The 4,803-nt window shown below is 32.0% G+C and carries 6 protein-coding genes and 3 tRNA genes; all 9 read left to right on the top strand.

Annotation, left to right across the window (positions count from 1 at the left end; genetic code table 11):
* On the top strand, positions 1 to 1,793 hold a 1,793-nt coding region (locus Q0Q96_RS09520), incomplete at its 5' end, for a sensor histidine kinase (RefSeq protein WP_293874222.1).
* On the top strand, positions 1,793 to 2,407 hold the full coding sequence (locus Q0Q96_RS09515) for a response regulator transcription factor (protein WP_293874220.1): 615 nt from the start codon (positions 1,793 to 1,795) through the stop codon (positions 2,405 to 2,407). The genes Q0Q96_RS09520 and Q0Q96_RS09515, both read left to right, overlap by 1 nt.
* A gap of 134 nt (positions 2,408 to 2,541) precedes the next feature.
* On the top strand, positions 2,542 to 2,736 hold the full coding sequence (gene rpsU, locus Q0Q96_RS09510) for a 30S ribosomal protein S21 (RefSeq protein WP_293874218.1): 195 nt from the start codon (positions 2,542 to 2,544) through the stop codon (positions 2,734 to 2,736).
* Positions 2,737 to 2,809: 73 nt separating this feature from the next.
* Positions 2,810 to 3,706 (top strand): tyrosine-type recombinase/integrase, encoded by an 897-nt coding sequence (locus Q0Q96_RS09505; protein ID WP_293874215.1) that lies wholly within the window; start codon positions 2,810 to 2,812, stop codon positions 3,704 to 3,706.
* A 32-nt stretch (positions 3,707 to 3,738) separates the two neighbouring features.
* Positions 3,739 to 4,041 (top strand): ribosome-associated translation inhibitor RaiA, encoded by a 303-nt coding sequence (gene raiA, locus Q0Q96_RS09500; RefSeq protein WP_293874212.1) that lies wholly within the window; start codon positions 3,739 to 3,741, stop codon positions 4,039 to 4,041.
* A gap of 90 nt (positions 4,042 to 4,131) precedes the next feature.
* Positions 4,132 to 4,205: transfer RNA gene (locus Q0Q96_RS09495), tRNA-Thr, on the top strand.
* Between the two features lie 29 nt (positions 4,206 to 4,234).
* Positions 4,235 to 4,315: transfer RNA gene (locus tag Q0Q96_RS09490), tRNA-Tyr, on the top strand.
* Between the two features lie 60 nt (positions 4,316 to 4,375).
* Positions 4,376 to 4,447: transfer RNA gene (locus tag Q0Q96_RS09485), tRNA-Thr, on the top strand.
* A 57-nt stretch (positions 4,448 to 4,504) separates the two neighbouring features.
* Positions 4,505 to 4,803, top strand: a 299-nt coding sequence (locus tag Q0Q96_RS09480; protein ID WP_293874209.1) for a GTP-binding protein, incomplete at its 3' end; no start/stop codon positions are given.

The raw sequence follows: 4,803 nt of genomic DNA, 5'->3' as shown, positions 1-4,803 counted from the left end.
CAAAAGACTTAGATTCTGCTCATTTTTATATAAAGCGTGCATACGCCAAAAGCGGCACAGTAAAAAATGATTCTCTGATTGCAAGATCTAGTTATAATTTAGGATATTATTATTATCAAAAAAACAAAAACGACAGCACTCAATATTATTTAAAGATTGCATTGAAGTATGCCAAGAAATCCAATTTCAAAAAAATTATTTCTATCAGTTATGATATGCAAGGTATGTTGGCAGCAAATCAAAATCAATTTGATGTAGCCTTGAAATATTATTTGAAAGCCTTAGCTATTGCTGAAAAATACGATTTAGCAAGAAACAAATCAATAGTGTTAACAGATATAGGCAACTTGTTTGTTCGGCAAAAAGACAGTGCAAAAGCCAAAGAGTATTTTGAGCAAAGTGTTAAAAATTCAAAAATAAATGGGTTAACAAACGAATTAATAAAGGGATACACCAGCCTAGCCATTTTGTGTGCAGGTACTAACAAAAAGAAGGCAGAATCTTTATATACCCTTGCGCTGGCAATATCTCGCAAAAACAACAATGACTATGCCCAATATTATTCTCATATTAATTTGAGCGATTTGTATGTTCGCAATACAGATAGGGTTTCATTAAATAAAGTATATTATCACTTGCAACAAGCCCAAAAAATGCAACGGCAATTAAAAGACCAGAGTTTACTTTTTTTTGTCAATTTCAATTTTGGAGGGTATTATAAGCGAATAGCAAATTATCCAAAAGCTGTTGAATACTATAACAAAGCACTAGCTGTTAGGACAAAAAACATACCCACAAATCAATTATTGAATTTATATGCCACCCTTGCTGAAACCTATGCTAAAAACAACGACTACAAGAATGCTTTGCAGATAAAAGCAAAACAAAACCAACTATCGGACAGTATTTTTATATCCGAAAAAAACAAAATCTTTCAAGAAACTCAGACTAAATATGAAGTAGAGAAAAAGAACCTCAAGATACAGTTACTAACCAAAGAAAAAATTATTGAAATCCGCAAAAAGCAGCTGATAGTAATTATAGGTGTCATAATAGTAGTAGTGCTAGTGGTTATTTTACTTTTTTATAAACAGCGAATTAAAACCCAAAAAATCATTGCAGAAAACAAAAATAAAACACACCAACAAGAAGTGGCAAGACTTGAAAGTGAAAAAGAATTAAAAAGAGTACTAGGAGCACTCGAAGGACAAGAACAAGAAAAGAACAGATTGGCAAAAGAAATTCATGACGGCATTGGAGGTACCTTGGCAGGATTGAAACTGGCATTAACCAACGAAAATAAACAACTAAAAAACAATGCTGTTGCCACTATGATAAACCAAATGGGGTCAGCACTAAAAGAATTGCGGTTGATTTCGCATAACTTGAGCATCAATTTTTTAGAAAATAATTCGCTAGAAGATTTAGTCAGTCAACTAGTAGAGCGCTATGAAGAACGAAACGAATTTGAGGTAGAACTAGTTGTTTTTCCTGAGGATGCGTTATACTCGCTTTCTAGCACTGTTAAAATTACGCTGTATCGAATAATTCAAGAATTATTTTCGAACGTTTCAAAACATGCCAATGCAAGCGAGGTTTCCATTTCATTTACACAAAATGAGAACCAATTAATGGTTATATTTGAAGATAATGGTAAAGGCTTTGACGTCGCCAACTCAAGCGGTATAGGGTTTAGCAATGTTAAAGAAAGAATAAAGAGCCTCGATGCAACACTAAATATAGAAAGTAGTATTGGAAACGGAACTACCATAATAATAGAATTACCAATCTAATGAATGAATCACACATTATTACTGTAGGCATTGTTGATGATCACCAAATTGTATTAGATGGTTTGGTAGCAAATTTAAAGTCTACCGAAAATTTTAAGGTTCTCTTTGCCTTAAATAGTGCCAAGAAAGCATTATTACAGCTAAATGAGGTAACTCCAGACATTATTATTTCAGATATGTCTATGCCAGAAATGAACGGATTAGAATTTGTTAAAACAGTTCGCAATAAATATCCATCTATAAAAATATTGGCCCTTTCGATGTTTAGTAATTTAGTAGCCAAAGAAAATCTTGAAGGTTATATGCTCAAAGAAACCCCTTTTGAAGATTTAAAACAAGCCATCATAGGAATAGTTCTTGAAGGGAAAAGCTATTATTATGAATCGGGAAAAAGAAGCAAACCAATACAGTTTAGAGATAAAATACTAACCAAAAGAGAAAAAGAAATAGTAATACATCTATCTGAAGGATACACCAGTGATCAAATAGGCGTCATGTTAAACATATCAACATTAACAGTAGACTCTCATAAAAAAAATATTTTTCATAAACTGCAAATTCATAATTTGGCAGAATTAGCCATAAAAGCGTTACAGCTGGGAATTGTTAAATGATTTTATAGAAGTAGTCTCTAATTTGAAATCACTACGCTCAAAAAAGCTACCTCTATGTAGTTTTTTCTAATTTCTATTTTATTTCCCTTTTTTCTTTTATATTTGCACCCTTAACGAGAGGAGGTGTCTATATTATGTTAATTATACCAATTAAAGACGGAGAAAATATCGATAGAGCATTAAAGCGCTATAAAAGAAAATTTGATAAAACAGGAACTGTTCGTCAGTTGCGAGCGCGTACTGCTTTCATAAAACCTTCAGTTGTTAGAAGAGCACAAGTTCAAAAAGCTGCTTACATTCAGAACATGAAAGACGGATTAGAAAGTTAGTCATTAATTTTTCTAAAAATATACTAGCCGTTAGTAATTAAAGTTTCATAACTTTGATGCTAACGGTTTTTTTATGGAAAATTCTAAAAATAGATTTAAAGATTATCTTCTTCTGGAGAAAAATTATTCTTTACATACTGTTGCTGCTTATATCAAAGACATAGTGTTCTTTGAATTTTTTTTGTCTAGCAATTATAATGATGACAATTTGACTGCTGTCAATTATAGTCAAATTCGTTCCTGGTTAATTTCTCTTTCCGATGACGGAAATTCTAATTCAACTATCAACCGAAAAATTTCGTCTTTAAAATCGTTTTATAAATTTTTGCTCAAGACAAAGCAAATTGATTCAAGTCCTTTATTAAAACATACAGCATTAAAGTCGCCAAAGAAAATACAAATCCCTTTTTCAGAAAAAGAACTCGATTTAGTTTTAAATGATACAAACTATGAGGATAATTTTGAAGGCATTCGCGATAAATTAATTGTTGATTTATTTTATACAACAGGAGTTCGTAGAGAAGAACTAATCAATATAAAAATGCAAGATGTTGATGTGTCAAATTACACCATAAAGGTTTTAGGTAAAAGAAAAAAAGAAAGAATAATTCCAATTTTACCAATTGTTGAAAAACAAATAAAAAAATATTTATCAGAAAGAACACAGGTACATAACATTACAGACACGAGCTATTTTTTTATATTAGCAAAGGGTATTAAATTAAATAATTCGTTTGTATATCGATTAATTAATTATTACTTTAGTAATGTTTCCGAGAAGGTAAAAAAAAGTCCGCATGTATTAAGACACACATTTGCAACACATCTATTAAATAATGGCGCAGATATAAATTCAATTAAAGAGTTATTAGGACATTCTAGTTTAGCTTCTACGCAAGTGTACACACACAATAGTTTAGCAGAACTCAAAAAGGTATACAACAACGCTCATCCAAGAAATAAAAAATAGTTTATAAAAGTTTAACCAATAAAAATTTGATTATGAAGGTAAATGTTAATGCGGTAAATTTTACTGTCGATAAAAAGCTGGTAGATTTTATTAATGAACGGCTAGTAAAACTCGAAAAATATTATGACAAAGTAGTCTCGTCGGATGTTTTTTTGAAGGTTGAAAAAACAAGTGAGAAGGAAAATAAAATTGTAGAGGTAAAAATTCATGTTCCTGGAGACGATTTTATGGTAAAAAAACAATGTAAATCATTTGAAGAAGCAGTAGAGTTGTCGGCAGAATCATTGGAAAGATTATTGATAAAAAGAAAGGAAAAATCTAGAACACATATATAAAATAAAAATATTTATAAAAATGTTTTGATTAAAAGATAAAATACATACATTTGCAGTCCGTTAGAAATAGCGGACTTTTTTATTGATACTGCCAGCGTAGCTCAGTTGGCTAGAGCAGCTGATTTGTAATCAGCAGGTCGTGGGTTCGTGTCCCTCCGCCGGCTCAAATTTTAGGTGCAAAATTAAAAAAGTAGGGGAGATACTCAAGCGGCCAACGAGGGCAGACTGTAAATCTGCTGTGTGAACTTCGCAGGTTCGAATCCTGCTCTCCCCACTAATTAAGTTTGAAGTTTCAGGTTTCCAATATTTGAAACTTTAATCTTTAAGCTTCTCTGCCGACTTAGCTCAGGGGTAGAGTGCTTCCTTGGTAAGGAAGAGGTCACGGGTTCAATTCCCGTAGTTGGCTCAAATTAAATTGAATATTGAACACTAATAAATATAACTAAGTTTAAAATTAATTAAAATGGCAAAAGAAAATTTTAACCGTAACAAGCCTCACTTAAACATTGGAACAATTGGGCATGTTGACCACGGAAAAACAACATTAACTGCTGCAATTACAAAAGTATTGTCTGATGCAGGTTACTGTCAAGCGAAATCATTTGATCAAATCGATAACGCTCCAGAAGAAAAAGAGAGAGGTATCACAATTAATACTTCACACGTAGAGTATGAAACTGCTAACCGTCACTATGCACACGTTGACTGTCCAGGTCACGCTGATTACGTGAAAAACATGGTTACAGGAGCCGCTCAAATGGA

The organism is Flavobacterium sp. (assembly GCF_025352015.1).
GTDB lineage: Bacteria > Bacteroidota > Bacteroidia > Flavobacteriales > Flavobacteriaceae > Flavobacterium.
This window is presented reverse-complemented; position numbering and strand designations above follow the sequence as displayed.

Bases quoted from the DNA above. Each gene is read 5' to 3' on its own strand.
- Q0Q96_RS09515 (WP_293874220.1), top strand. From the start codon at position 1,793: ATGAATGAATCACACATTATTACTGTAGGCATTGTTGATGATCACCAA.
- rpsU (WP_293874218.1), top strand. From the start codon at position 2,542: ATGTTAATTATACCAATTAAAGACGGAGAAAATATCGATAGAGCATTA.
- Q0Q96_RS09505 (WP_293874215.1), top strand. From the start codon at position 2,810: ATGGAAAATTCTAAAAATAGATTTAAAGATTATCTTCTTCTGGAGAAA.
- raiA (WP_293874212.1), top strand. From the start codon at position 3,739: ATGAAGGTAAATGTTAATGCGGTAAATTTTACTGTCGATAAAAAGCTG.